Genomic DNA, 24,280 nt, shown 5'->3' on the forward strand with positions numbered 1-24,280 from the left:
TCGCCGAGGACGCCTCCGTGAACCCCGGCCAAGGCACGCACTGGTTGTTCAGGAACAGGTAGGCCAGGTGGCCGTCCTGGTCGGCAGTCACCATCCGGGCGCGGGAGCCGAAGGGCTTCCGCAGCTCCTGGGCACCGGCCAGCGGCGTGGCCGGGTCGCGGAGGTTCTGCAGGATCAGCACCTCCGCCCACAGCGGCCGCGGCGGGTCCGCCTCTCCTGCTCGAAATCGGCGGCGGTATCCGGAAACCGGTGATCGACCGGCTGCTGGAGCGCGGCCTCATCCGCTCCGAGGAGCGGCGGGTGCTGGGCCTGTTCCGGACGACCAGGCTGCCCGCCGAGGACACCGGCCACGAAGCGGAACTCCGGCGGAAGATGCGCGCTGCGCTGGAGGAGCCCCGGCGGCCGCACCGGGGGGTCGGGCGAGGTGCAGAAGCGTGCGGAGGAGTTCGAGGAGGGCAACTGGGGCGCCGAAGCCGTGAGCACTGCGGTGGTCCGCACCGCTGCGGCGATCGCCGAGTCCACCGCCGTCGTCACCGTGATCACCGCGTGCTCGGCGGCCCGTCGATCCCCAGCAGCAGTAGGCAGGGTTCGAGGCCTTCGACCTCGACCGGAACGGTGCGGTGCCGTTCCCAGTCCGCCCGGGTGAGCCGCAACCGCTGCTCGATCACCAGGGCTCCTCGGGCGACTTGGCGCCGCCGACCGTTGGGCTGGTAGCCGAGTTTCCGGGAAACGGCCAGGGAAGCCGCGTTCTCCTCGATCGCTGCGGAAACGGCCTCCTCCGCGCCGAGGCAGGCGAAGGCGAGGTGCAGCACGGCTGCGCGCATCTCGGTGCCGATGCCCTGCCCCTGGTGGCGCTGCCCGAGCCACGAGCCCGTGCCCACCTGGCGGGTGATGGCCAGGTCTTCGGCGCTCATGCTCTGCTGCCCGACGACGACTCCGCCGTGGAACACGGTGAGGTTGAGCGACCAGTCCCGCGGCGTCCAGCTGCCCAGCTGCCGCCAGTAGTGCTGGAGGACGTTCAGCGCGACCTGCTCGGGCGGATGGTCGGTCCACGGTACGGAGAACGGCATGACGGCCGGGTCGTGAACACCTTCGGCGGCCAGCGCGGCCAGCTCGGCGAGTTCGTCGGGCGAAGGCAGGCGGAGCTCGAGCCGAGGCGTCGTCAGCCTCAGTCCCACCAGCGGGAAGTGATCGACCAGCACCCGTCCATCGTGGCGGAGCCGTGCCTGCCGGGCAGCTGCTTTTCCGCTCGCCCGCCGATCCCCGCGCCAGCGCTTTGCACTGCGTCGGGCGGGCGTGCGCGGCTATCCTGGCCGCATGGCGCGACAGCTGGTCACCGACCGGTTGGTCCTGCGGACTTGGCGCGTCGAGGACGCGGGAGCGGCGCTCGACGTCTACGGCAACGCCGAGGTCGCGCGGTGGCTGAGCCCGATCATGGAGCCGGTTCCCGATCTCGTGGCGATGCGCCTGCTGCTGCGGCAGTGGATCGCCGAGGACGCCAGGGCGATCCCGCCGCTGGGGCGGTGGTGCGTCCAGCGGCGCGAGGACGACCGGGTGCTCGGCGGGGCGTCGCTGTTGCTGCTGCCACCGGGCAACCAGGACGTCGAGGTCGGCTGGCACCTGCACCCGGACCTCTGGGAGCGGAGTTACGCGAGCGAGGCGATGTTCGCGCTGGCCGGGTGGGCCTTCGAGCACGAGGTCGACGAGCTGTTCGCCGTGGTCCGACCGGACAACGCCCGGGCGGCGGAGACGGTGCGCGACAACGGCATGGAGTGGGCCGGGCGGACGGACAAGTACTTCGGGCAGACCGTGGAGCTCTACCGGCTCCGACCGGCGGACCTGGACCGTTCGGCACCCCGCGCGGACCTGCCGCCGGACAGCGGGGCGCGGTGACGATCGCTTTCCCGCTCCGCACCCGGGGCGTAGGGTTGCGGGTAGCTGGTTGAGCCGGTTGCTCCCGCAATCGACGGGGCTGCTCCTGACCGTTCGTCGAAGCGGCGCAGGGACATTCCACAGCCCTAGCAAGCCGAACGACCGCGCTCGGCTGGATTTGGACTGCTTCATGACCATTCGAACGTTGCCCTCCCGGGTGCGTGCTCGCCCCGGGAATTCCGCTGGAACGGCGGTGCGACCGCGGGACAACGGGGAAACCGTCGAACTCGACCCCACGCTGCAGCTACACCTCACGTATCAGCGCCCGGACGCGGTCGTCCTGACCGCGATCGGCGACATCGACCTCGCGACGGCCCCGCGGGTCGCTGCCCTCCTGTGGCCCCGCCTGCTGACGAAGCTGTCGTCGGTCGTGCTGGACCTCAGCGGCGTGACCTTCCTCGGCCTGGCGGGACTGGAGCTGATCGCCGCCGCCCACGCCTACGCCCCGTACCGGGACGTGGAGTTCACCGTGATCGGCGGTCCCACAGCCGTCGAGCGCGCGTTGCGCGCGGGGGAACTGGCCGGTGCGAGCGCGGGTCGCCCGTGATCCGTTTCGCGTTGGTGCGCAAGGGATTCCGCGACCAACCGGCACGTTGAACCGGACGCGGAAATGCATGAGGGGCACCCGCGGGTCCGCAGGTGCCCCTCACGCTTCGAGCTCGGTCACTCCATGGGCGGGCGCTCGGTGGCGGGCATTTCCGCCAGGGTGCCGTCCGCCAGGAGGTCGCTGATCGCCGCCGGGAGGACGAACGCCGTGCCGCCGCCCGGCTGCTCGAACCACGGGACCGCCGTGCCGCGCAACGCCTGGATCGGGCGCTGGACGCGGTAGGCGAAGTACGAGCGGTTCGACCACTGCGGCGGGAGCGAGCGGTGCGTGTACGGCGTGCGCATCGTGTAGACCACGTTGCCGTTCGGCTCACCGAAGCGGTCCAGCTCGGTGCCGGGCTGGAGCATGATCACGCGCCGGTCGCGGTACAGCGTCAGCGGCGGTTCGCCGTTGAGCGGCTGGATCTGCTGACCACCGGGTTGCTGCTGACCACCGGGCTGCTGGCCGGGCTGCTGCTGGCCGCCCTGCGGCGGGCGCGGCGGTCCGGGCGGCGGGCCCTGCCGGTGCGGACCGGCCATGCCGGGGCCACCGGGGCCGGGGCGGCGTTCCGCGCCGCCCACCGGGCCGGGAGCGCCCTGCGGCGCCGGGGCGCCGCTCTCGCGGCGGGGCTGGCGCTTCGGCAGCGGCGGCACCCCGCCGGGGCCGCCGACCGGCGGCTGCTGCACGGGCTGGCCGACCGGCGGCGACGGCGGTGCCGTCGGCGGGGCCGGGCGGTCCAGCTGCGGCGGCTGCTGGAGGCGGGTCGCCTCCTCGCCCGGCTGGGCCGCGTCGTGCTGGATCGGCGGCTCCGGCGGAGCGCTCGGGGCCGACGGGTCCTGGTTCGCGGTGAACAGCGGGTTGGCCCCCGCCGGTTCCGGGGCGCGCTGGGGCGCCTCCGGCTCGGGCGCGGACCGCTGCGGCAGGTCGGAGCCCGGCGTGCGCTGGGGCAGCCCGGACTCCGGCGCCCGCTGCGGCAGGTCTGCTTCCGGCGTCCGCTGGGGCAGGTCCGCCTCGGGCGTGCGCTGCGGCAACCCGGACTCCGGTGCGCGCTGGGGCGGCTCGGCCTCCGGCGTGCGCTGGGGCAGGTCCGGTTCCGGCGTCCGCTGCGGGAGGTCGGCCTCGGGCGTGCGCTGCGGGAGGTCGGCCTCGGGCGTGCGCTGCGGGAGGTCCGGTTCCGGCGCCCGCTCGGCTTCCGGCGTGCGCTGCGGCAGTTCGGACTCCGGGGCCTGCTGGGGTTCCGGCGCGGGGCGCTGCGGGAGCTCCTCGCGGGGTGCTTCCGGTGCGCTCGGGCCGTCCAGGAGGAGGCTGCCGAGCAGGTAGGCGGCGGCGTCGTCGACGCGGGCGAACCGGACGTCCTCGCCGCGGCCGGAGCCGGTGGTGACGACCCAGTCCGGGCCCTCCTGGATCAGGCAGCGGGCGTTCTCGCTGTGGCTGCCGATCCGGTAGCCCGCGCTGTCCACCCGGAAGCCGGTGAGCCGGTCGTGCAGCTTGGCCAGCACTTCCTGGGTGTCGGGCAGCTCGTCCTCGTCCGCCAGCACGTGCCGCGACCCGCCGGTCTCGACCTCGGGTTCGGCGGTCTCCGGCTCGGCGAAGTCCTGCGACTCGTCCGCGAGGTCCTGCTCATCGGTGTAGCTCGGGGCGTCGTCGGAGATGCCCGGCTCCTCGTCGGCGAAGTCCGGGGACTCCGCCGCGGAGCTCCGCGGCTCGTCGACGAGGTCCTCGTCGGAGTCGGTCGGCTGGTCGAGCAGTTCGCTCACGGCCGCGTCGCGGGTGGCGTCGTCGACCTCGGCCAGCTGGAAGCCGCGGCGGCGGATGTGCGCCAGGAACTCGGGTTCCGGCGGCACCCCGTACTGGGCCAGGTAGAAGGCGATCGCACCGGGCCACAGCCAGGTGCCGTCGGTGTGCCAGGTGCTCGGCACGACGGCGGGGCGCTCCGGGTCGAGCTGGTCCTCCTCGTCCTCGCGGGCGGCGAGCACGACCGGCGCGTTCTCCAGGTACTGGCGCAGCTGCGCGACCTCGTCGCTCGGGACCGGCTCGCGCTCGGCGACCACCGGGCGGCCCTGCTCGTCGAAGTCGTCGAAGGCGTTGGCCACCTGGAACCCGGTCGGCTCGTCGGCCTCCGGGGCCGCGGTCGGCTCGACGGCGGGCGGCTCCGCGACGGCGGGGGTCTCCGCGGCCGGCGGCTCGACCGGCGCGTCGTTGACCGGGGCCCCGGGGGTCGGGGCGGTACCGTCGATCCGCTCGCGCATCCAGTCCGGGATGTTCTCCTCGGCGCGCGGGAAGCGGCGCAGCTCGTCGACGTAGGCCGCGCGCGGCAGCGGGCGCTGCCAGCCGGGCTCGGTGTCGAAGTTGATGTCGATGCGGTAGCTGGACGGGCGCTCGACCACGTACAGCGCGCTCAGCCAGGTGCCGACGTCCGGCCGGTACATGCCCTCGCGCAGGCTCTCGAAGATCTCGCGCAGCTCGGCCGGTGGCTCCAGCGGCCGGGAACTGCCGTCCTGCGCTGCCACCTCACCCAGCAGGTCGTGGTACTCACCGGTGGCGCGGTACTCCACCGTGATCTCCTGCCAGTCCTCGGGAGCACCTTGTAACAGCAGAACCCCGATCCTGCGGGCGATCTGCTCCTGCTCTTCCGGACTGATCGCTGTCGGACGCGACATGGGTGACATCCTCCCCCTCTCGACGAGGCAACCCGACTCCACCCCGCCAAGACGCTACTCGACGCGGGCCCGGCCATGTGCGCTGTGTGGGACTTCAGTTCCGTTGATCCAGGACACGTGCGCGCGCTCAAGATCCATGTCACCGCGTGCGGTGATCTCGTCACGAGAGCCTGCCCGTTTCTCGTCCGGATGAACATCACACCACCAGGTGGATTGGACCAGCGGTGGTCACGCAGCGGCCAGCGGTCGGTGAAATTCAGTAGCGGTACACCCGTGCCAGAAGCGACAGTGGGGCGCGTGCTGCGTCCTTATCGACTTCTGGCGGCGGTGCCGCACGCGCCGAACCTGATGTTCTTCTCGCTGCTGGGACGTCTGCACATGCCAGCGCTCGGGATGGTGCTGGCGTTCCTGGTCGTGGACTGGACCGGGTCCTACGCGATCGGCGGGGTGATCGGCGCGACGATCACGGTCGGGCAGGCCATCGCCGGACCGCTGCGCGGGCGGTCCGCGGACCGCAGCTCGCCGCCGCGGCTGCTGGTGGTGACGGGTCTCGGGTCCGGGCTGGGGATGGTCGCCATCATCGGCGTGACCAGCTGGGTCGATCCGGCGCACTGGTGGCTGGTCCTGCCGGTGGCGCTGGCCACCGGGCTGTCGCACCCGCCGATCACGCAGATCGGGCGGGCGATCTGGCCGAAGCTGGCGGACGGTCCGGCGCGCGAGGCGGCCTTCGCGGTGGAGGCGACGCTGCAGGAGCTGCTGTTCGTGGTCGCGCCGATGCTCGCCGCGTTCGCGGTGGCCGTGTGGGGGCCGGTCGTGGCGATGTTCGCCTGCGCGGCGTGGGCGACGTCCGGCGCGGTGCTGTTCGCCGCCGCGTTGTGGCGCGCGGGGTTGCAGGAGGGGCTGGGCGAGCACGGGAGCGGCGCGCGGAAGTCGGGGCCTTTGTTCCGCACGCCCGGTTTCGTCTCGCTGCTCGCGTTCTTCGGGTTGCTGGTCGGCGGGTTGATCTCGGTCGACCTGGTGCTGGTGGGCTGGGCCCGCGAGCGCGGTGAGCCGGAGCTGGCCGGGGTGCTGGCGATGGTGTGGGCGGTCGGTTCGCTGATCGGCGGGCTGGTGCTCGGCGGCTCCGGCAAGCGGCCCCGGCTGTGGCTGCGGGCGTCGCTGACCGCGCTCGGGCTGGTGGCGCTGGTGCCGGTGCTGCCGCCGATCTCCGACCCGGGCTCACCGCTGCTGATCGGGGCGGTCCTGCTGGTCGGCGGGTCGGCGGTGGCGCCGACGCTGGCCGCCAGCAACGGTCGCCTGGCCGACATCGCGCCGCCGGAGCGGCGCAACGAGGCGTTCGGCTGGTTGGCCAGCGCGACCACGTTCGGCGGGGCGCTGGCCGCGCCGCTGTCCGGGACGATGCTCGACCTGGCCGGTCCGGCGGCGGCCGCCGCCGCAGCGGCCGGGCTGGCGCTGGTGGCCGCCGGACTTGTCGCATCTCACAACGCGAGGGCGTCGCGCGTCGCGCGGGACGCGGAGCAGACTGCGGTCACGTGACTCTTTCGCCGGTGAAACCTTCTGGTCCGCAACTCCGCCAGCGCGCGCTCGGCATGGTCGGCGCCGCGGCGGTCGGGGTGCTGCTCGCGGTCCAGGCCCGGATCAACGGGGCGCTCGGGGCCCGGATGGACGACGGGATCGCGGCCGGGCTGATCTCCTTCCTGTGCGGGTTCGCCGTGCTGTTCGCGGCTTCGCTGGTCGTCCCGCGCGCCCGTCGCGGGTTCCGGAACCTGGCGGCGGAGTTGCGCGCACCGGGCGGCTTGCGGCCGTGGCAGTGCCTCGGCGGGGTGTGCGGCGGGTACCTGGTGTTCACCCAGGGCATGGCCGCGACCGCGTTGGGCGTCGCGATGTTCACCGTCGCGGTGGTGGCCGGTCAGGTGAGCAGCGGGCTGGTGGTGGACCGCCTCGGGCTCGGCCCGGCCGGGCCGCAGCGCGTGACCGCGACGCGGCTCGTCGGCGCGGCGCTCGCGGTGGTGGCGGTGCTGATCTCGGTGTCCGCGCAGCTGGGCGGTGCGCACGCGAGCTGGCTGGTGCTGCTGCCCGCGCTGGCCGGGATCGGGCTGGGCTGGCAGGCGGCGGTCAACGGCCGGATGAAGCAGGCGGCGGATTCCGCGGTGTTCGCCGCGATGGTCAACTTCGGGGTCGGGATGACCGCCCTCGCGCTGGCCTTCGCGGTCGAGGTGCTGGTCCGCGGCCTGCCCGAGCTCCCCGCCGACGGCTGGCTCTACACCGGCGGCTTCCTGGGCATCTTCGTGATCGGCGGATCGGTCGCGCTGGTCCGCTACACCGGCGTGCTGCTGCTGAGCCTCGGGATGATCTCCGGCCAGCTGATCGGCGCGCTGCTGCTGGACGTGTTCGCGCCCGCCACCGGGGACGGGATCGCGCCGTCCACCGCGGTGGGTGTGCTGCTCACGCTGGTGGCCGTCGGGGTGGCGGCATTGCCGGACCGGGCGGGACGGGGCGCGCGCCGTCTGCCACGATGAACAGCCGTGAGCGCGACGATTCTGGACGGCAAGGCCACCAAGGAAGCGATCTTCGACGAGCTGCGGCCCCGGGTCGCCCGGCTCGCCGAGCAGGGCAGCGCCCCGGGACTGGCCACGGTGCTGGTCGGCGACGACCCCGGTTCGCAGTCCTACGTGCGCGCCAAGCACAACGACTGCGCCAAGGTCGGCATCAGGTCGATCCGCAAGGACCTGCCCGCCGACGTCAGCCAGGCCGACGTCGAGGCGGTGCTCGACGAGCTCAACGCCGACCCGGCCTGCACCGGTTACATCGTGCAGCTGCCGCTGCCCAAGCACCTCGACGCCGGTCCGCTGCTCGAGCGCATCGCGCCGGAGAAGGACGCCGACGGCCTGCACCCGATCAGCCTCGGTCGGCTGGTGCTGGGTGAGGAGGCGCCGCTGCCGTGCACGCCGCGCGGCATCCTCGAACTGCTGCGCCGCTACGACGTGCCGCTGGACGGTGCGCGGGTCGCGGTCGTCGGCCGCGGCATCACCGTCGGCCGCCCGATCGGCCTGCTGCTCACCCGGCGCAGCGAGAACGCCACCGTGACGCTGTGCCACACCGGGACCAGGGACCTCGCCGCCGAGGTGAGCCGCGCCGACGTGGTGATCGCGGCGGCGGGCAGGCCGAACCTGATCACCGCGGACATGGTCAAGCCGGGTGCGGCGGTGCTCGACGTCGGCGTGACCCGCACCGAGGCCGGGCTGTCCGGCGACGTGCACCCGGACGTCGCGGAGGTCGCCGGGTTCCTCTCGCCGAACCCGGGTGGGGTCGGTCCGATGACCCGCGCGATGCTGCTGACCAACGTCGTCGAGGCCGCCGAGCGCAATCGTGCGCGCTGATGGTCGCAAGAGCGACCACCGCCGCGCACGATGAGGACGGGAGGAACGTGAGCGAGCAGTCCGGCGGAAGGTCACGCCTGTTGACCTGCGTGCCGTTCGGTTTGGTGCTGCTCATCGCGGCGGTCGGGTTCCTGCTGGTGTCGATGCAGCACTGGCGGCGGGGCTCGGTGCTGCTGGCGGTGGCGCTGCTGGTCGCGGCGGTGCTGCGCGTGGTGATCCCGCAGGAGCGCGCCGGACTGCTGGTGATCCGCAGCCGCGCGGTGGACTTCCTGCTCTACAGCGGCTTCGGCGCGATGATCCTCGCGGTGGCGCTGACGATCAAGTGGTCCCAATGACGATCGAGTTCCACCTGACGCTGTGATCAGCGGTGCGGGCGGGCGGGTCGACGCGCAGTAGGGTTGCGGGTTGTGCGCATCGACCACCGGGCGGATCAGCCGGTTCGCGCCGGGATCCCCGAACACGGCCGGATTCCGCGCTACTACGCGGTGAAGATCGAGCTGCTCGAGCTGATCGAGGAGCTCGGCGAGGGGGCGGCGCTGCCCAGCGAGCGCGAGCTGGCCGAGCGGTTCGAGGTGTCGCGGGTGACGCTGCGGCAGGCGGTCACCGAGCTGATGCTCGAAGGCCGGTTGATGCGCAGGCAGGGCAGCCGGACCGTCGTCGCCCCGCCGAAGTTGGTGCAGCCGCTCGCGCTGGCCAGCTACACCGAGGGCGTCCGCTCGCAGGGCCTGGAGCCGGGCCGGACGGTGATCGACGTCGAGTGCCGGTCGGCCGACCCGCAGCTGGCGGCGGACCTCGGCCTGGCACCGGGCGATGACGTGGTGCACGTGGAGCGGGTGCTGCTCGCGGGCGGCGAGCGGGTCGGGCTGGAGTCCAGCTACCTGCCGAAGGACCGCTTCCCGGAACTGCTGGGGGAGTTCGACCCGACCGGCTCGCTGTACGCGTTCCTGCAGGAGAAGCTGGGCGTGCGCTTCGGCGAGGCGGAGGAGCGCATCGAGACCGTCCTGGCGACGCCGCGCGAGGCCTTGCTGATCGGCACCAACCCGGCGACCCCGATGATCCTGCTGCACCGCAGGTCCTGGACGCCCGACGGCGAACCGATCGAACGCGTCCGCTCCTTGTTCCGCGGCGACCGCTTCAGCTTCATCACCCACCTCCGCGACTGACCGCTGGCAGAACGAGCCGAAGCCCGGACAGCAAATATCACGAAAAGATAACTGATCTAGTCCTTCGGTCGGTGTTCACCTGGGGTTCGGTCGATCTCCACCGGGGATTCGCGGTCGGCGGCGAGCGTGTGCGGCGTGCGAGTTCTGATTGTCGGCGGCGGCGTGCTGGGCACCATGCACGCGCTGCGAGCCCTGGAGCGGGGCCACGAAGTGGTGCACCTGGAGCGGGAAGCCGAAGCGCGCGGGGCGTCCGTGCGCAACTTCGGGCTGATCTGGGTCAGCGGCCGGGAACCCGGGCCGGACCTGGAACTGGCCGTGCGCGCCCGGCAGGACTGGGAGCGCATCGCCGCGGAGGTGCCGGACCTCGGCTTCCGCGGCAACGGATCGCTGACCGTGCTCCGCACGCCCGCCGAGCTGGCGGTCGCCGAGGAGTTCGTCACCCGCCCGGACGCCGCCGAGCGCGGCACGAAACTGCTCGACGCCGCCGAGGCGCGGGCGCTGAACCCGGCGCTGCGCGGCGAGATGCTCGGCGCGCTCTGGTGCGAGCAGGACGGCGCGGTCGAGTCGCGGACCGCGCAGCCCGCGCTGCGCGCGCACCTGGCGAAGACCGGTCGCTACCGCTGGCTCCCCGGCCGCGAGGTCCGCGACGTCGGCGAGGGCTGGGTGCGCGACGACACCGGTCAGCGCTACGAGGGCGACCTGGTGATCCTCTGCACCGGCGCGGCCCTCGGCGGTCTGGTGAAGGAACTCCGCCCGGACCTGCCGGTGCGCCGGGTGCGGCTGCAGATGATGCAGACCGAACCGCTCGACGAGCAGCTGACCACGTCGCTGGCCGACGGCGACAGCATGCGCTACTACCCCGGCTACCGGGGCGCGCAGCTCGACGCCCTCAACGCCGCCGAACCGCAGCCGCAGGTGGCCGCGGACAACGGCATGCAGCTCCTGCTGGTCCAGCGGCTGCACGGCGGGCTCACCATCGGCGACACCCACGAGTACGACGAGCCCTTCGCCTTCGACGTGCACGAAGACCCCTACGAGCACCTGCGGCAGCGCGCCGAGGAGCTGCTCGGCCGCCCGCTGCCGCGGATCGTGCGCCGCTGGGCCGGGGTGTACGCGCAGACCGCGGACAAGTCGCTGGTCGTGCACCGCGAGCAGGTGCTGCCCGGCGTCTGGCTGGTGACCGGCCCCGGCGGTCGCGGCATGACCGGCTCGCCCGCCATCGCCGCCGACACCTGGCAGGAGGTCGAGTCGTGATCAAGCTGGCAGTGCTGGACATGGCGGGCACCACGGTCGCCGACGACGGCCTGGTGGAGCGGGCTTTCACCCAAGCCATCGCCGACATCGGCGTCGCCGGGACCCCGGACATGCTGGAGCACGTCCGACGCACCATGGGCGAGTCCAAGATCACCGTCTTCCGGCACCTCTTCGACGGCGACGAAACCCTCGCGCAGCAGGCGAACCAGGCCTTCGAGCACGCCTACGCGGAGCGGGTCGCCGACGGCGAGTGCAGGCCGGTCGACGGTGCCGAGGCCGCCATCCGGCAGCTCCGCGACAACGGCGTGCAGGTCGCGCTGACCACCGGGTTCTCCGAGACCACCCAGCGCCAGATCCTGGCCGCGCTGGGCTGGGAGGACCTGACCGACCTCACCCTCACCCCGGCCCAGGCGGGCCGCGGCCGCCCGCACCCGGACATGGTGCTCACCGCGCTGCTGCGGCTGGGCGTCGACGACGTGCGCGAGGTCGCCACCGCGGGCGACACCGTCTACGACGTCCAGTCCGGGCTCCGCGCCGGGGCGTCCGTCGTCGCCGGGGTCCTCACCGGCGCGCACTCGCGCGACGCGCTCACCCGCGCCGGTGCCACCCACGTCCTCGAATCCGTCCGAGACCTCCCGGAACTCCTGTCCGCAAAGGAAGATCAGTCGTGAAACGGATCAGTCGAGTCCTCGTCGGGCTGGCCGCGCTGGGCCTGCTCGCGGGGTGCGGCCCGAGCGCCGCGCAGCAGGACGCCGACTCCGACGAGCTGGTGTTCGCCGCCATCCCGTCGGAGGAGTCCGCCAGCCTGCAGCAGGACTACCAGCCGGTGCTGGACCTGCTGGCGAAGGAGACGGGGAAGAAGATCACCTTCCAGAAGGCCACCGACTACGCCGCGATCATCGAGGGGCAGCGCGCAGGCAAGATCGACATCGCCAAGTACGGGCCGTTCTCCTACGTGCTGGCCAAGAAGCAGGGCGTGGCGGCCACGGCGGTCGCCGGGCAGGTCGAGGAGCAGGGCGGCCAGCCCGGCTACGCCTCCTACGCCATCACCCGCCCGGACACCGGCATCCGCTCGCTGGCCGACTTCCGCGGCAAGAAGGTCTGCTTCGTCGACCCCACCTCGACCTCCGGCTACCTGTACCCGAAGGCCGGTCTGCTGCAGGCGGGCATCAACCCGGACACCGATGTCCAGCCGATCTTCGCCGGTGGTCACGACGCCTCGGCGATCGCGGTGGCGAAGGGCGACTGCGACGCTGGTTTCGCCTACGACAGCATGGTCGACCGGCAGCTGGTCGAGACGGGGCAGCTGCGGCCCGGGCAGCTCAGCACGGTGTGGAAGTCGGCGGTGATCCCCGGCGACCCGGTCGCGATCTCCGACGACCTCGACCCAGCGCTCAAGGAGCAGCTCACCGCCGCGCTGCGGGACCAGGCCAACAGCGATTCCCTGCGGGAGAACGGCTTCTGCACCGGGGAGTGCAGGATCGGCGACATCGACGGCTACGGGTTCGCCCCGGTCGACGACGCCTTCTACGACGGCATCCGCGAAGTCTGCGCGACCACCAGGGACGAGCAATGCCAGTGATCACCTTCGACCGGGTCAGCAAGTCCTTCGGCGACGTGCGGGCGCTCGACGAGGTCTCCCTCGACGTCCAGGCCGGTGAGGTGGCCGTGCTGCTCGGCCTGTCCGGATCGGGCAAGTCGACGCTGCTGCGGCACGTGGACGGGCTGCAGCGCGCCACCACCGGCACCGTGCGGGTGCTCGGCGAGGACGTCGGTGCGCTGCGCGGATCGGCCCTGCGCGCGCTGCGGCGGCGGGTCGGGTTCGTGTTCCAGCAGTTCCACCTGGTCGGTTCGCTGACCGTGCTGGAGAACGTGTGCACGGGCGCGCTCGGCAGCCTGCGCGGCCCGCGGCTCGGGCTGTTCACCTACCCCAAGCGCGTGCGGTTCGCCGCGATGGAGCAGCTGGAGCGGGTCGGCCTGACCGACCAGGCGCTGCAGCGCGCGGACACGCTCTCCGGCGGGCAGCAGCAGCGCGTCGCGGTGGCGCGGGCGCTGCTGCAGAAGCCGGAGATCCTGCTCGCCGACGAACCGGTCGCCTCCCTCGACCCCGACTCGGCGGCGCAGGTGATGAACCTGATCGCGGAGATCGGCCGGGAGGACGGGCTGACCGTGCTGTGCAGCCTGCACCAGGTGGACCTGGCGCTGGGCTGGGGCCACCGGATCATCGGGCTGCGGTCCGGGCAGGTCGTGCTGGACACCCCGGTCGAGGGGCTGGACCGGGACGCGGCCATGTCGATCTACGCCAAGGTCGGCTCGGCCGACCTCGCCGCGGTGGGGTGAATCCGTGACCACCACCGCAGAAGCGCCGCGGCGCACGCTCGCCCGCCCGACGCCGACCGGGACCGCGGCGGCCCTGGTCGTGCTGGCCCTGCTGGGCACGGCGATCTGGGCGTTCAGCTCGCTGCGGCTCAACGTCGCGACGTTCGTGGACGGCGCGGCCAACGCGGTCGACTTCGCCGCCCGCACCCTGCCGCTGGACTTCCCGCCGCTGGGCGAGCTGCTGGCGCTGTCCGGGCAGACCCTGGCGATCGTGGTCTGCGCGACCCTGCTCGCCTCGCTGATCAGCGTGCCCGTCGCGGTGCTCGCAGCGCGCAACACCGCGCTCGGCGGCACCAGCCGGTTCGGGGCGCGCGTGGTCATCGTGGTGGCGCGGGCGATCCCGGACGTCGTGCTGGCCATCGTGTTCTTCCGGATGTTCGGCTTCGGCGGCCTGACCGGGGTGCTGGCGATGGGCCTGCACTCCACCGGCATGATCGGCAAGCTCTACGCCGACGCCATCGAGCAGATCGACGAGGGCCCGCGCACCGCCATCCGCGCAGCGGGCGGCACCCGGCTGCAGCAGCTGGTCAGCGGGGTCCTGCCGCAGGTGATGCCGTCGTTCGTGGCGACCTCGCTGCACCGGCTGGACATCAACCTCCGGGTTTCGGTGGTGCTCGGGTTCGTCGGCGTCGGCGGGCTCGGCCAGGCGATCTCGGACGCCCTGCGCACCCTCGACTACCAGCGCGGCATGGCGCTGGCCTCGGTGGTCTTCCTGCTCTGCGTGCTGGTCGAGGTGGTGTCCGGGGCGATCCGCCGCAGCCTGCTCGGCGTGCGCGAGGAGCGCCGCGGCCCGGTCCGGCGCCGGGTGCAGGTGCCGGTTCCGCGGCGCGAGGGGGTCGTGAGCGGCAAAACCGGCTCCAGCCGGTTTTCGCACTCACGACCCATCAGTCCACCGTGGACGGCCGGGCGGGTGCGCCGCACCGGGTACTGGCTGCTGACCGCTCTGGTGGTGGCCGCCTCGATCTGGGGCGCGGACATCTCGCTCGCCCAGTTCCAGCGCGCCATCACCGACTTCGGGCCGACGCTGGCGCTGTTCTGGCCGCCGGAGACTGGCGGCATCCTCGGCGAGCTGCTGGCCGAGCTCCTGGTCACCGTCCAGATCGCGCTGGCCGCCACGCTGATCGGCGCGGTGCTCGCGCTGCCGGTGGGCGCGCTGGCCGCGAGCAACGTGGCGCCGAGCCCGGCGGTGGCGAAGTTCTTCCGCGGCGTGGTGCTCGCCGTCCGCGGCGTGCCGGAGCTGGTGCTGGCCATCGTGTTCGTGGTGATCACCGGTCTCGGCGCGGTGGCCGGTGCGCTCGCGCTGGGCGTCGGATCGGTCGGACTGCTCGGAAAGCTGGTGGCCGACTCGCTGGAGGAGGTCGACCGGGGCAAGGAGCAGGCGCTGCGCGCCACCGGGGCGGGGCGGCTCCAGGTGTTCTTCGCCGCGACCCTGCCGCAGGCCGCCCCGGCGTTCGTCGCGCACGTCCTCTACCAGCTGGATACCAACCTGCGCTCGGCGACGCTGCTGGGCCTGGTCGGCGCGGGCGGCATCGGCTACTACCTGCTCAACGCCTCCCGCGTCCTCGAATTCGGCGTGGTCACAACGGTTCTCGCGCTCACCTTCGGGGTGGTGATGCTCGTCGAGCTGCTCGCCCTCTGGCTCCGCAAGGTCGTCCGCTGAGGCGCTCAGCCCGCGGCTTCGGGGTTCGCCGGGGTCAGGTGGTGGACGGAGATCCGCTCGGTGTGCGGGGTGAGCAGGTTCCGCAGTTCGTCCGCCGCCGCGTCGAGCAGGTGGCCGTCGCGGGTGGCGTGGAGCGTTTCGAGGACGAAGACCACGCGGGTGGAGTCCTCGGTGACGCGGGTGCGGTGGGCGTCGCGGTGGTTCCAGTGGCGGGTCAGGACGCCGCGGGTGTCCGCGTAGATGATCTCGCCGGGCTTCGGGTTCTCGGTGGTGTCGGGCTCGCCGAGCGGGGTGAAGGACTCGGTGCCGTCCGCGTGGCGGATGACCACGTCGCCCACGACGTGGTCGAGGTCGAAGGCACCGGCCGGGAGGCCGTGGCGGACGGAGACGGCGTTGTAGGAGTCGACGGCCGGGTTGATGCGCGGCAGCGCTCCCCGCTTGGCCAGGCGGCGGCCGAGAGCGTCGACGCTGGGGCGGGTGCGGCGCGGGTTGGTGCCGAAGGAGCGGTAGGCGGTGTGCCAGGCCTCGATGCGGGGATCGGTCTCGTCGGCGGGGGACCAGGTCCCGTCGGCGAGCTCGCCCTCCAGCTCGGCCAGCGCCTCGGCGGTGCCCGGCCAGGGTTCGCCGCCGCGCAGGCCGGTGGCGGTGACCAGGGCGATGCGGGTGTCCGAGAAGGCGTCCGCGACGGCGGGTGCGAGGCGGAAGGCGGTCATGGGCGGTTCCGTTCTTGCTTGCGGGATCAGGACTTCCGGCGCTGACGGCTGCGGCACCCGGTCCGGCGAGCGCCGGGCGCGGCTACAATTCAGCGGAATGACCGAACGGTACACCAGTCCGACCGTCGGGTTCAACCGAGCGACCGGACGGTGCATTCGAGCGGTCAACGCTGCGAGGAGGGTGATCGGATGGCCGAGGCGGCTGCGGCCCTGCGGGCGGTCGCGCAGAACGTCCGCGCGGCTCGGGCGCGCGCCGGGCTGTCCCTGGACGAGCTGAGCAGGCGCGCGCAGGTCAGCAAGGGCGCTCTGGTCGGGCTGGAGAAGGCCCAGGGCAACCCCAACCTGGCCACCCTGGTCCGGCTCGCCGACACCCTCGGGATCTCGGTGTCCGACCTGGTGCAGGGGCCGACCGAAGACCGCGTCCGCGTCGTGGCCGCCGCCGACGTCGCACCGCTGTGGACGGGCGAGCGGGGCGGCGAGGCGCGGCTCGTGCTGACCACTTCAGGACCAGCCCCCGTGGAGGTCTGGCGCTGGCAGCTGGCCCCGGGCGAGGAGTACCACAGCAACCCGCACCAGGCCGGTGTCGTGGAGACCGTCACCGTCATCTCCGGCCGGATGGTCCTGGTCGTCGACGGCGCCGAGCACCCCGTCGAAGCCGGGCAGACCGCCACGTTCGGCGGCGACGCCCCGCACGCCTACCGGGGTTCGGGGACCGGGACCTGCCACCTGATCATGACCGTCCAGCTGCCGTCCGGGCCCTGAACCGCCGTCACTCCCACCAGAAGGACCAGGTGCGGCGACCGCGGATCTCCTGGGCGTAGGCCTCGATGGTGCCGGTCTCCTGCAGGATCCGGTCCGGGCAGAAGGTCCAGTGCTCCGCCGCCACCGCGGCCGCGTGGTCCGCGTCCTGCGGCGGGGCGGCGACGCTGAGGTCGAGGCGGTCCGGTCCGAGGCGCAGCAGCCGGACGCCGAAGCGCTCCTCCCAGCTGCGCGCCATCGCCGAGAGCCCCGCCGTGCGCGACACGTGGTTGGCCGCCCCGGACCAGCCCAGCACGGTCAGCACGTCCGCACCGCGGCGCACCGGGATCAGCGCCAGGCGGGTGTCGTCGTCGATGAACTTCGGCAGCTGCTGATTGGCCAGGATGTCCGGGTCCGCCAGCAGGTTCCCGCCGCGCGCGGGGCCGGGGCAGTGGTAGTCGAACGGCGCCAGGACCTCCAGGTCGTAGGCCGGGCCGAGGTCGTCGTCGGCCTGCACCAGGCCGTCCCAGATCCGGGCCATCACGTCGACCACCCGCCACCGGTCGATGTGCTCCAGCGGTTCCGGCGGCACGACGCCGACGGTGCAGCGCTCGCCGTAGACCTCGTCGTTGTCGCACAGCAGCAGCGGCCACAGGCCGCTCTGCCGGTGCTCCGCGCGCAGCGCGGCGACCAGCTGCGGCGCCGGGGGCTCGTCGCTGATCCAGCACAGCGGCGCGGGGTCGTCGGAGAGCGCCGTCTGCTCGGTGAGGATTTCGCCGGGCGGCAGCGGTGTCGACACCCCGGTGCCGAAGACCGCGGACAGATCGGCCGGTGCCCCCGCCTCCCGGTCGTCTTGCAACACTTCACCGCCTCCTAGCCAGACGCCCCTCATCGCGACCACCTTAGAGCCTGCCTGCGGCCACCCGGCGCGTGGCGCGAAGTCGCCGCGACGGGTGCCGGTTTCGCCCGGAAGGGACCTACTCGGCGGAAAGCCCCGGGACCAGCACGACCCGTCCGGTCTCCCGGCCGGAGATGTGCAGGTCCAGCGCCTGCGCGGCGGATTCCAGCGGGAACCGGCCGGCGATCCGCGGTCGCAGGCGTCCGCTGCCGACCATCCGGAACAGCTCGGCCAGGTCCGCGCGGAACTGCTCGTCGGACTTGACGTAGTACAGCCGCGCCCGCCGACCGCCGGTGCGGCCGAGCAGCCGCAGCAGCTCCCACCGGCCGATCCGCCCGGCGATCTTCAGGTAGGGCGCCCACCAGGGGCCGGGGTCGTGCAGGGTCCGCGCGCTGCCGTAGGAGATCAGGCTGCCGCCGGGCGCGAGCATCCGCCACGACTCGTCCAGGCTCGTCGGGCCGAGCGGGTCGAAGATCGCGTCCACGCCACCGGGCGCGAGCTCGGCGACCCGGCTGCGGACGTCGGAGGTGCGGTGGTCGATCAGCTCCATGCCGAGGTCGGCGAGCGCGGCGTGCCGGTGCGCGGACGCCGTCCCGATCACCCGCAGCCCGGCGGCCACCGCGAGCTGCGCGAGCAGGATGCCGACCCCGCCGCCGACCCCGTGCGCCAGCACCGTCTGTCCACTGCGGACGTTCCCGGCGCGCAGCAGCTGCCGGGCGGTGACCCCGTTGAGCACCACCGCGACCGCGTCGGCGGCGTCGAGCTCCTCCGGCGCCGCGACGAGGTCCCGGTCGCGGAGCTCGACGTGCTCGGCCCACGCACCGGTGACCGGCAGCGCCGCGACCCGCTGCCCGACGCGCCACCCGGACACCTCCGGGCCGACCGCCACGATCTCGCCGACCAGGTCGTAGCCGGGCACGAACGGGTTCCGCGGCTGCGCCGGGTAGCGGCCGCGCAGCATCTGGACCTCGGCGAAGGCGACCCCGGCGGCTTCGGTGCGCACCAGCACGCGGTGCGGGCGGGGCGGGTGGGGGGAGCTGGTGCGGGTGGCGACGACCTCGGTGCCGCCCAGCCCGGTGAACACGACCTCGATGCCGCTGCTCGGCACCGTCATGAGGACCTCCGCTGGCAGTCGAGCCGTCGCGAGCGGATCGCCGCGACGCGCGGGTACCGCGAAGATCGCACTGTACCGGTGCGCCAGCGGCCGGGATGCGCAGTTGGCCGGATCCGGCCGCGGAGTTCTCGGGGACTGCGGCCGGTCCGGGGTCGGAGCCGCACCGGCCGCCGCGGTCGCAGCGGGTCAGTGCCCCTGGCGGGGCACGTGGGCCTCGATCTCGCAATCGCCGCCCGGGTACACCAGGCTCTCGTGCCCGTCCTTGAAGCGCACGTAGTACGGGGGAGCCCCGTCCTGGCCGCGAACCTCGAGGATCTCGGCGATCTGATCGGCCTCGTCGACGTGCTTGCTGTGCACGTGCAGTTGGTCACCCACGGCTGCCTTCATGCCCATCACCTCCGCGGCCCCAGACTAAGTGACCGGGGCCACATTCCGCATCGGGTGCGGCGCCGGGCTCAGCCGCCGACCTTCGAGCAGGTGGTGGCCACCTGCTGGTACTTCTCCAGCTGGCTGGAGGTCCACTCGATGCTGGTGTCCATGTCGACCTGGCCGTCGGCCACCCGCTGCACCGACTGCTGCACGTCGAGCAGGTTCTGCCGCAGCGTCTGGTCCGCGGTCTTGTCGGCGAGGGTCCGGAGCTCGTCGACCTTGGCCTGCGCGTCGGCCTTGGCCTGCTCCGGATCGGCGAAGTTGGGCATGAAGCTCGCGACGTTGAGCGCCTCCAGGCAGGCGGACGCGGTGTCGAGGTCGCCCTGCGCCTCCTGGAGCCGTTCGTTGGCGTTCTCCAGGCCCTGCTGGGCCTCCTGCACCTGGCCGCACGCCGCCAGGCCGACCAGCACCGGCAGCGACAGCGCCACTGCCACGAACTTCTTTCGAGCTCGCATCTTCCCTCCGGGGCTCCGAGCGGCACCGGGGGGTGGTGCCGCTCTTGTACCCTATCGGCCCCCGGTCCCCCGATGGGTGAAATGTCGTATCCGAGCTGGTCCAGGATCGATCACGGGTTGATCCAGGCCATGATCTCCGGCGGCAGGTCGAGCTGGGCCAGCCACGGAGCCGCGCCGATCCGGTAGAGGACCACCGCGCTCAGCGCCACGGCGGCGATGGTCAGGCCGGGCCCGACCAGGGCCATCTCCACCTTGCCGCCGGTGCGCATCCGCATCGCCCTCGGCGGGGCCACCGGGTACCAGGTCTTGCCGCCCAGCGGGATCGGCCACAGCATCGGGCAGCCCTGCTCGGTGATCGCGTCGCCGATGAAGTGCGCGATGCAGCCGATCATCACCGCCACCCCGAACGCCGCCGCGTTGGTCGGCTGGTCGCCCGCCCACGCCCAGCAGGCCACGGTGAGCAGCAGCGATGCCACCGTGATGAGGATCGCGTCCGAGCTGGATGACCAGGTGTGCATGATGCCGCGGACCGCGAGGCCGGCGAAGAAGAACATCAGGATGCCCAGCGCGGTGCTCTCGCTGGTCTGCACGATGGCCGTGGTGATCAGCCCGGCGAGCACCGCGAAGATCACGGTGTGCGTGAAGCCGCGGTGGGTGCCCTCGCGGTCGCTGTCGCGCTTGGTGCGGGTGAGGCGGTAGAGGAACCCGCTGAAGCCGCTGATCCCGGCCGACGCGCCGCGCGACACGGCGCCGAACGTGCTGGCCACGGTCGACTTGGGGTGGTCGATGTCGGGCAGCAGCGCCGCCCCGGAGGCCAGCGTGGCCCCGACCACCCAGGTCTTCGGGGACAATTGCCCCAGCGCGTGCGTGTCGGCGAGAGCGGTCACGGCCGCCCACGCGGCCAAGCCGCTCATCGCGTGCGTCGGTCCGGTCGCCACTGGGCCCCCTCCAAGATCGCCCGATCACGTGATCGCCTGCGTCTGGTCGAGCCTAGAAGAAGATCACGACAGGAGATCGACGCGCCGAACAGTGGCGCATCGCGCGCTGCTGCGGGTGGTGGTCGGTGCAGGGTAGGAGGCACAATCGAACCCGATAGCAGTACGCTTGTACCGCTTGCATTCTCGCGAGAGGAGCACCCCGCCACATGAGCAAGATCAAGGTCCAGGGCACCGTAGCCGAGCTCGACGGCGATGAGATGACCCGGATCATCTGGTCCTTCATCAAGGACAAGCTGATCCACCCCTACCTGGACATCAACCTCGACTACTACGACCTCGGCATCGAGCACCGGGACGCGACCGACGACCAGGTCACCGTGGACGCCGCGAACGCGATCGCCAAGCACGGCGTCGGCGTCAAGTGCGCCACCATCACCCCGGACGAGGCCCGGGTGGAGGAGTTCGGCCTGAAGAAGATGTGGCGGAGCCCGAACGGGACGATCCGCAACATCCTCGGCGGCGTCATCTTCCGCGAGCCGATCGTCATCTCCAACATCCCGCGCTACGTCCCGACCTGGACCAAGCCGATCGTCATCGGTCGTCACGCGCACGGTGACCAGTACAAGGCCAGCGACTTCAAGGTCCCCGGCCCGGGCACCGTCACGATGACCTACACGCCGGAGGACGGCAGCGAGCCGATCGAGTTCGAGGTCGCGAAGTTCGGCGAGGACGGCGGCGTCGCGATGGGCATGTACAACTACCGCAAGTCCATCGAGGAGTTCGCCCGCGCGTCGTTCCGCTACGGCCTGGAGCGCAACTTCCCGGTCTACATGTCGACCAAGAACACGATCCTGAAGGCCTACGACGGCATGTTCAAGGACGTGTTCCAGGAGATCTTCGACAACGAGTACAAGGCCGAGTTCGACGCCAAGGGCATCACCTACGAGCACCGGCTGATCGACGACATGGTCGCCAGCGCCCTGAAGTGGGAGGGCGGCTACGTCTGGGCCTGCAAGAACTACGACGGTGACGTCCAGTCCGACACCGTGGCGCAGGGCTTCGGCTCGCTGGGCCTGATGACCTCGGTGCTGATGACCGCGGACGGCAAGGTGGAGGCCGAGGCCGCGCACGGCACGGTCACCCGCCACTACCGCCAGCACCAGCAGGGCAAGCCGACCTCGACCAACCCGATCGCGTCGATCTTCGCCTGGACCCGCGGCCTGCAGCACCGCGGCAAGCTGGACTCCACCCCGGAGGTCGTGGGCTTCGCGGACACCCTGGAGAAGGTCGTCATCGAGACCGTCGAGAGCGGCAAGATGACCAAGGACCTGGCGCTGCTCGTCGGCGGCGACCAGCAGTTCCAGACCACCGAGGAGTTCCTCGCGACGCTGGACGAGAACCTGCAGAAGAAGATGGCCAACAGCTGATCTTCCGCCGCAGCCGCGAACGCCGCTCCCGCACCGGGGGCGGCGTTCTGCACTTCCGGGCTACTCCGCGCGCACGGGCACTGGTGGGCGACACCCGGGGTGCTGAACGGGGCGTGCCGTCGGGTGCCTCCGGTGTCGCCGGTCCGGGACCCGGCCTACACCTGAGGTGTCGTGCCCGACCAGGAGGTCCGCTGTGTTCTTCGTGCCTCGTTCGCTGCTGCTCGTCGGTGCCGGTGCGATCGGCGCCCTCTACCTGCTGGGTGCCCACCAGGTGGGTGGCGCCCCCGGAGCTCCCGAGTCCTGCACCTTCCACGTCGCCGCGGACGTGCTCAACGTCCGCTCCGGGCCCGCCGCCGCGGAGCGCAAGGTCGACGCCCTGCGCCAGGGCGAGCAGGTGAGCGCCCTGCCGAACGTCGTGGACGGCTTCCGCGACCTCGGCGGCGGCCGCTGGGCGGCCCAGCAGTTCCTGCTGCCGACGCCGGGCAGCACCTGCGCCCCCTGAGAACCCGGGGGTGGTGCGAAGCCGCGATCAGGGCTCCGTTAAGCTCTAGGGCACGCGGACGACACCGCCCCGCGCGATTAGCTCAGTGGGAGAGCGCTACCTTGACACGGTAGAGGTCACTGGTTCAATCCCAGTATCGCGCACCGCAGATCAGAACCCCGGCCGACGTGCGGCCGGGGTTCTCGCGTTCCGGAACACCTCCGATCCGAAGTGGACGAACACGTCCCCCGGCCGCCGGCCGCCCGAACTCGGCTCCCGCGTCCCCGGGAGTTGGTAATCTCCGGCCATGCCCGTCCCCTCGGCCGTGCGCGAGCGGATCCGGTCGTTCCTCGACGAGGACGACGAGATCAGGTACGTCTTCCCCGCCGACGTTCTGATGAGCGTGCGGCCGAGCGTGCTGGTCGTGGTGAGCCGCAAGGCGATCACCGTGCTGTCGACGGGCTTCTGGTCCAGGCGGCGGCCGAAGTCGGTCCTCGCGCGGCTGCCCCGCGGCACCGTCCTGGGCCCGGTGGACGTGCAGTCCACCCCGTACTTCCGGCTGGACGGGATCGACTACGAGATCGACGAGGAGTACGTCGCGGTGGTCAACGCCGCCGATGCGGAGATCGCGTCACCGCGGGACTTCCCGCCGGACCCGCTCCCGGACCTGTGACCCGACCGGGTTCCGGTGGTCGTGCATCCCGAATGAGAGTCATATTCTTGTTGCGCCGCAAGGGCATTGGCTCAGTCCAATTCGGACGGTTATCTGCGTCGATCTCCCCGCCGTTACTGGTTGTGCGCGGCAACCACACGTTGTGATGACTCGATGCGAGATTTCCCGTCGTCGCTGGTAGAGATCTAACCGGACGACCGAGACAAGCCGTCCACATCCGAAATTTCCTTGCATGGAGGAGTAGTTATGATGCGCGCTCGCTGGATGCTGGGTGCTCTTGGTGCCATGGCTACGCTCGCGATGGCACCCGCTCTGCCCGCCTCGGCGCAAGCCGAGTGGGGTTACTCCACGGAAATCACCAACGTCGCGAACGGGGCGCACTGGTCCGTCCAGGGCGAGTTCTCGGCTGTCGAGAGCACCACCGCGCAGGGTCCGCGCGCCCGGTGGAACGTGGACCGGCAGCAGGACGGCACGGTCACCATCCGGAACGCGGTGACCGGGCAGTGCGCGGAGACCATGATCGAGCCCAACGCTCAGATCTTCACGGCTCCCTGCAACACCTGGGACCAGAACCAGAAGTGGAGCCTGACCCCGCGCTGGGACGGCTACGTCATCACGCCGGCGTCCGACTCGCGGCTGGCGGTCGTCGCCGGCACCGACCAGTACCGCAACACCCCGCTCGTGCTGGGGGTCCGGCCGTTCGACTCGAACGACACCCCCAACGCGGTGTTCCGCCTGAACTACTGAGAAGTACCCGGGGCGCTCCCGATTTCCGCCCCGAATCGGCTCTGGAGCCCGCTGGTCCGGTGCGGTCGTGCCGGACCAGCGGGCTTCGTCGTGCGTGCACTCCGCAGCTCGGCGAATGCGCTCACCGGTTGGAGTGATCAGCGGTGTCGCTGCCGGATCGGCGGCGGTGTTCCCCGGTAGGTTCCTGCTGCCCGCTTTCTCCGTTCGGGCGCCCGGAATTCTGTTGGCATATTCCTACCGGTGCCGTTCCGGGAAATCTGAAGTGCATTGCGAATGAAGGGAAGCACTCGATGCGTACTGCTAAGCGCGTGGTCGCCGCGGCGGTTCTGGGGCTGCCACTGCTGCTGGGGGCTGCGAGCCCGGCGCTGGCCGCTGACGGCAGGGGACCGGTCCGGCCGCCGAAGGCGTCGGAAATCCTGAAGCAGGTGCAGTCGCAGGACGCGCAGAACCACACCGTCCAGAACAACATCAACGTCTCGCCGATCACCCAGATCAACAACGGCAAGGGCGAGCAGAACGCGCTGGCCTGGACGCAGCAGAGCAACACCAACGACACCGAGCAGGACGAAGCCGCGGTGCAGGACGAGGCCTGAGCCGCGGCTGCTGTTTCCGTGCACAAAGAACTGCTTGGCCCGGTGCTCTGCGCAGCCGGG

26 protein-coding genes, 1 tRNA gene and 2 pseudogenes are annotated in these 24,280 nt (G+C 72.0%); 20 read left to right on the plus strand and 9 right to left on the minus strand.

Annotated elements, in window-relative coordinates; all coding sequences use genetic code 11:
- Positions 1-94 precede the first annotated feature (94 nt).
- Positions 95-181 (minus strand): annotated as a pseudogene (locus F1721_RS35635) (alpha/beta hydrolase); the annotation flags it as partial.
- A gap of 68 nt (positions 182-249) precedes the next feature.
- On the opposite strand from F1721_RS35635, the pseudogene F1721_RS35640 reads away from it, so the two are divergent.
- Positions 250-414 (plus strand): annotated as a pseudogene (locus F1721_RS35640) (GPP34 family phosphoprotein); the annotation flags it as partial.
- 125 nt (positions 415-539) lie between these two features.
- Here F1721_RS35640 and F1721_RS14910 read toward each other — a convergent pair.
- Positions 540-1,202 carry a GNAT family N-acetyltransferase gene (locus F1721_RS14910; protein ID WP_150067250.1) on the minus strand — a complete coding sequence of 221 codons (663 nt, stop codon included), beginning with the start codon at positions 1,200-1,202 and terminating at the stop codon, positions 540-542.
- Positions 1,203-1,317: 115 nt separating this feature from the next.
- On the opposite strand from F1721_RS14910, the gene F1721_RS14915 reads away from it, so the two are divergent.
- Together F1721_RS14915 and F1721_RS14920 are read left to right on the plus strand one after the other, a co-directional pair.
- The gene (locus tag F1721_RS14915; protein WP_150067251.1) at positions 1,318-1,893 is read left to right on the plus strand and encodes a GNAT family N-acetyltransferase; all 576 of its coding nucleotides are present in this window, start codon (positions 1,318-1,320) and stop codon (positions 1,891-1,893) included.
- Between the two features lie 232 nt (positions 1,894-2,125).
- The gene (locus tag F1721_RS14920; RefSeq protein ID WP_170301486.1) at positions 2,126-2,479 is read left to right on the plus strand and encodes an STAS domain-containing protein; all 354 of its coding nucleotides are present in this window, start codon (positions 2,126-2,128) and stop codon (positions 2,477-2,479) included.
- A gap of 116 nt (positions 2,480-2,595) precedes the next feature.
- Here F1721_RS14920 and F1721_RS35340 read toward each other — a convergent pair whose 3' ends face one another.
- Positions 2,596-5,178, minus strand: coding sequence for a glycohydrolase toxin TNT-related protein (locus tag F1721_RS35340; RefSeq protein WP_150067253.1), 2,583 nt, complete (start codon positions 5,176-5,178; stop codon positions 2,596-2,598).
- A 297-nt stretch (positions 5,179-5,475) separates the two neighbouring features.
- Between F1721_RS35340 and F1721_RS14930 the strand changes: the two genes are divergently transcribed.
- The 10 genes from F1721_RS14930 (at position 5,476) to phnE (ending at position 15,014) form a co-directional block, all read left to right on the plus strand.
- The gene (locus F1721_RS14930; RefSeq protein WP_150067431.1) at positions 5,476-6,714 is read left to right on the plus strand and encodes an MFS transporter; all 1,239 of its coding nucleotides are present in this window, start codon (positions 5,476-5,478) and stop codon (positions 6,712-6,714) included.
- An 11-nt stretch (positions 6,715-6,725) separates the two neighbouring features.
- Entirely contained in the window at positions 6,726-7,697 is a 972-nt protein-coding gene (locus F1721_RS14935) for a DMT family transporter (RefSeq protein ID WP_246154901.1), read from the plus strand.
- Positions 7,698-7,703: 6 nt separating this feature from the next.
- Entirely contained in the window at positions 7,704-8,558 is an 855-nt protein-coding gene (locus F1721_RS14940) for a bifunctional methylenetetrahydrofolate dehydrogenase/methenyltetrahydrofolate cyclohydrolase (RefSeq protein WP_150067254.1), read from the plus strand.
- A 47-nt stretch (positions 8,559-8,605) separates the two neighbouring features.
- Entirely contained in the window at positions 8,606-8,893 is a 288-nt protein-coding gene (locus F1721_RS14945) for a DUF3017 domain-containing protein (RefSeq protein WP_150067255.1), read from the plus strand.
- Between the two features lie 72 nt (positions 8,894-8,965).
- Complete coding sequence (locus F1721_RS14950; protein WP_246154904.1) at positions 8,966-9,721, plus strand: GntR family transcriptional regulator; 756 nt, start codon at positions 8,966-8,968, stop codon at positions 9,719-9,721.
- Positions 9,722-9,856: 135 nt separating this feature from the next.
- On the plus strand, positions 9,857-10,975 hold the full coding sequence (locus F1721_RS14955; protein WP_150067257.1) for a TIGR03364 family FAD-dependent oxidoreductase: 1,119 nt from the start codon (positions 9,857-9,859) through the stop codon (positions 10,973-10,975).
- Positions 10,972-11,646, plus strand: a complete 675-nt coding sequence (locus tag F1721_RS14960) for a phosphonatase-like hydrolase (RefSeq protein ID WP_150067258.1) — start codon at positions 10,972-10,974, stop codon at positions 11,644-11,646. Before F1721_RS14955 ends, F1721_RS14960 begins: the two co-directional genes overlap by 4 nt.
- Positions 11,643-12,557: a phosphate/phosphite/phosphonate ABC transporter substrate-binding protein gene (locus F1721_RS14965; RefSeq protein WP_150067259.1), complete on the plus strand. Its 915-nt coding sequence runs from the start codon at positions 11,643-11,645 to the stop codon at positions 12,555-12,557. The genes F1721_RS14960 and F1721_RS14965 overlap by 4 nt, the downstream gene beginning before the upstream one ends.
- Positions 12,548-13,315: a phosphonate ABC transporter ATP-binding protein gene (phnC, locus tag F1721_RS14970; RefSeq protein ID WP_150067260.1), complete on the plus strand. Its 768-nt coding sequence runs from the start codon at positions 12,548-12,550 to the stop codon at positions 13,313-13,315. Before F1721_RS14965 ends, phnC begins: the two co-directional genes overlap by 10 nt.
- Positions 13,316-13,319: 4 nt before the next feature.
- A complete protein-coding gene (phnE, locus tag F1721_RS14975; RefSeq protein WP_150067261.1) occupies positions 13,320-15,014 on the plus strand; it encodes a phosphonate ABC transporter, permease protein PhnE in 1,695 nt (564 codons plus the stop codon).
- 5 nt (positions 15,015-15,019) lie between these two features.
- On the opposite strand, the gene F1721_RS14980 is transcribed toward phnE, so the two are convergent.
- Positions 15,020-15,727, minus strand: coding sequence for a B3/B4 domain-containing protein (locus tag F1721_RS14980; protein ID WP_150067262.1), 708 nt, complete (start codon positions 15,725-15,727; stop codon positions 15,020-15,022).
- A 189-nt stretch (positions 15,728-15,916) separates the two neighbouring features.
- Between F1721_RS14980 and F1721_RS14985 the strand changes: the two genes are divergently transcribed.
- Positions 15,917-16,489 carry a helix-turn-helix domain-containing protein gene (locus F1721_RS14985; protein WP_150067263.1) on the plus strand — a complete coding sequence of 191 codons (573 nt, stop codon included), beginning with the start codon at positions 15,917-15,919 and terminating at the stop codon, positions 16,487-16,489.
- A gap of 7 nt (positions 16,490-16,496) precedes the next feature.
- Here F1721_RS14985 and F1721_RS14990 read toward each other — a convergent pair whose 3' ends face one another.
- The 5 genes from F1721_RS14990 to F1721_RS15010 form a co-directional block, all read right to left on the minus strand.
- On the minus strand, positions 16,497-17,327 hold the full coding sequence (locus tag F1721_RS14990) for a DUF4253 domain-containing protein (RefSeq protein ID WP_246154928.1): 831 nt from the start codon (positions 17,325-17,327) through the stop codon (positions 16,497-16,499).
- Between the two features lie 115 nt (positions 17,328-17,442).
- Positions 17,443-18,477 (minus strand): medium chain dehydrogenase/reductase family protein, encoded by a 1,035-nt coding sequence (locus F1721_RS14995; protein ID WP_150067265.1) that lies wholly within the window; start codon positions 18,475-18,477, stop codon positions 17,443-17,445.
- Positions 18,478-18,663: 186 nt separating this feature from the next.
- Positions 18,664-18,864 carry a DUF1918 domain-containing protein gene (locus tag F1721_RS15000; RefSeq protein WP_150067266.1) on the minus strand — a complete coding sequence of 67 codons (201 nt, stop codon included), beginning with the start codon at positions 18,862-18,864 and terminating at the stop codon, positions 18,664-18,666.
- A 68-nt stretch (positions 18,865-18,932) separates the two neighbouring features.
- Positions 18,933-19,361, minus strand: coding sequence for a hypothetical protein (locus tag F1721_RS15005; RefSeq protein ID WP_150067267.1), 429 nt, complete (start codon positions 19,359-19,361; stop codon positions 18,933-18,935).
- 110 nt (positions 19,362-19,471) lie between these two features.
- Positions 19,472-20,299: a metal-dependent hydrolase gene (locus tag F1721_RS15010; protein WP_150067268.1), complete on the minus strand. Its 828-nt coding sequence runs from the start codon at positions 20,297-20,299 to the stop codon at positions 19,472-19,474.
- Between the two features lie 206 nt (positions 20,300-20,505).
- On the opposite strand from F1721_RS15010, the gene F1721_RS15015 reads away from it, so the two are divergent.
- From F1721_RS15015 to F1721_RS15040, 6 genes are all read left to right on the plus strand, one after another.
- Positions 20,506-21,726: an NADP-dependent isocitrate dehydrogenase gene (locus tag F1721_RS15015; RefSeq protein ID WP_150067269.1), complete on the plus strand. Its 1,221-nt coding sequence runs from the start codon at positions 20,506-20,508 to the stop codon at positions 21,724-21,726.
- A gap of 193 nt (positions 21,727-21,919) precedes the next feature.
- Positions 21,920-22,228: an SH3 domain-containing protein gene (locus F1721_RS15020; RefSeq protein WP_150067270.1), complete on the plus strand. Its 309-nt coding sequence runs from the start codon at positions 21,920-21,922 to the stop codon at positions 22,226-22,228.
- A gap of 71 nt (positions 22,229-22,299) precedes the next feature.
- Positions 22,300-22,371, plus strand: a tRNA-Val gene (locus tag F1721_RS15025).
- A gap of 143 nt (positions 22,372-22,514) precedes the next feature.
- Positions 22,515-22,880: a hypothetical protein gene (locus F1721_RS15030; protein WP_150067271.1), complete on the plus strand. Its 366-nt coding sequence runs from the start codon at positions 22,515-22,517 to the stop codon at positions 22,878-22,880.
- A gap of 285 nt (positions 22,881-23,165) precedes the next feature.
- Positions 23,166-23,627: an RICIN domain-containing protein gene (locus F1721_RS15035; protein WP_170301487.1), complete on the plus strand. Its 462-nt coding sequence runs from the start codon at positions 23,166-23,168 to the stop codon at positions 23,625-23,627.
- Positions 23,628-23,917: 290 nt separating this feature from the next.
- Positions 23,918-24,220: a hypothetical protein gene (locus tag F1721_RS15040; protein WP_150067273.1), complete on the plus strand. Its 303-nt coding sequence runs from the start codon at positions 23,918-23,920 to the stop codon at positions 24,218-24,220.
- Positions 24,221-24,280: the final 60 nt, after the last annotated feature.

Origin of the sequence: Saccharopolyspora hirsuta (genome assembly GCF_008630535.1) — a bacterium.
Taxonomy (GTDB): Bacteria; Actinomycetota; Actinomycetes; order Mycobacteriales; family Pseudonocardiaceae; genus Saccharopolyspora; species Saccharopolyspora hirsuta.

What these genes read in the sequence shown, in the direction of transcription:
- F1721_RS14915 (WP_150067251.1), top strand. Translation starts at nt 1,318, where the DNA reads ATGGCGCGACAGCTGGTCACCGACCGGTTGGTCCTGCGGACTTGGCGC.
- F1721_RS35340 (WP_150067253.1), bottom strand. Translation starts at nt 5,178, where the DNA reads ATGTCGCGTCCGACAGCGATCAGTCCGGAAGAGCAGGAGCAGATCGCC.
- phnC (WP_150067260.1), top strand. Translation starts at nt 12,548, where the DNA reads ATGCCAGTGATCACCTTCGACCGGGTCAGCAAGTCCTTCGGCGACGTG.
- F1721_RS14980 (WP_150067262.1), bottom strand. Translation starts at nt 15,727, where the DNA reads ATGACCGCCTTCCGCCTCGCACCCGCCGTCGCGGACGCCTTCTCGGAC.
- F1721_RS14985 (WP_150067263.1), top strand. Translation starts at nt 15,917, where the DNA reads ATGGCCGAGGCGGCTGCGGCCCTGCGGGCGGTCGCGCAGAACGTCCGC.
- F1721_RS14995 (WP_150067265.1), bottom strand. Translation starts at nt 18,477, where the DNA reads ATGACGGTGCCGAGCAGCGGCATCGAGGTCGTGTTCACCGGGCTGGGC.
- F1721_RS15000 (WP_150067266.1), bottom strand. Translation starts at nt 18,864, where the DNA reads ATGAAGGCAGCCGTGGGTGACCAACTGCACGTGCACAGCAAGCACGTC.
- F1721_RS15005 (WP_150067267.1), bottom strand. Translation starts at nt 19,361, where the DNA reads ATGCGAGCTCGAAAGAAGTTCGTGGCAGTGGCGCTGTCGCTGCCGGTG.
- F1721_RS15015 (WP_150067269.1), top strand. Translation starts at nt 20,506, where the DNA reads ATGAGCAAGATCAAGGTCCAGGGCACCGTAGCCGAGCTCGACGGCGAT.
- F1721_RS15030 (WP_150067271.1), top strand. Translation starts at nt 22,515, where the DNA reads ATGCCCGTCCCCTCGGCCGTGCGCGAGCGGATCCGGTCGTTCCTCGAC.
- F1721_RS15035 (WP_170301487.1), top strand. Translation starts at nt 23,166, where the DNA reads ATGGCTACGCTCGCGATGGCACCCGCTCTGCCCGCCTCGGCGCAAGCC.
- F1721_RS15040 (WP_150067273.1), top strand. Translation starts at nt 23,918, where the DNA reads ATGCGTACTGCTAAGCGCGTGGTCGCCGCGGCGGTTCTGGGGCTGCCA.